Source organism: Pseudarthrobacter sp. DSP2-3-2b1 (genome assembly GCF_049895945.1).
Classification (GTDB): Bacteria; Actinomycetota; Actinomycetes; order Actinomycetales; family Micrococcaceae; genus Arthrobacter.
Window position 1 is genome coordinate 1 of sequence record NZ_JAFCTI010000031.1, and the last position, 595, is coordinate 595.

The window sequence follows — 595 nt, forward strand, 5'->3', positions numbered from 1 at the left end:
CGAGGTCCTCTTCAACAGACTCTCAACCGATGAGGCAGGCAAGAAGGCCCACGATGAAATGAAGTCAGCCATCAGTAACTAGTCGTCACGTAAGGCAGTCTCCGTACTGGCAAACCAGCGGAGAAAACGTACGACGGCGGGTGGAAGCGGAGTCCCGGAGGAACCATTGGTTCTTCCGGGACTCAGCTGTTTAAGGCCTCGATTGTAGTCCGCAGACTGCCGGACCATTCAGCCCTGTCGGCGGTGGGCTGGGCGGACCGTGACCTGCTCCGATGTGGGCCTGGCCATCAACGAGGTCTATCAGATGTACGCGACCGGGCGGTCGGCAGGATCGGTGGCAACCCAGGCTCTGCCTTGACGCTGGTAGGCCATTAGCTCGTCCTCGGATGGCGGCGGATCGTCTGCGATCGCCTCCATCCCGAATCCGCGGAAGAGTTCGGCGGCCGCGACTTCAATTTCTTGAATGCGCCGAAGATCCTCTGGTCTGGCTTTCCTCATCGTAACCAGCATCGTCCCAGTGCCGGCGCAGCGTTGAGCCGGCCTTGGGTTATTCGCGTTGTGGTGGTGGGGGTGGTTTGAAGTAGTGGTTTTGTTG

At 59.7% G+C, this 595-nt stretch carries 1 pseudogene; it reads right to left on the reverse strand.

Annotated elements, in window-relative coordinates:
• Positions 1-300: 300 nt before the first annotated feature.
• Positions 301-595, reverse strand: a pseudogene (locus ACP7AX_RS19180) (hypothetical protein); the annotation flags it as partial.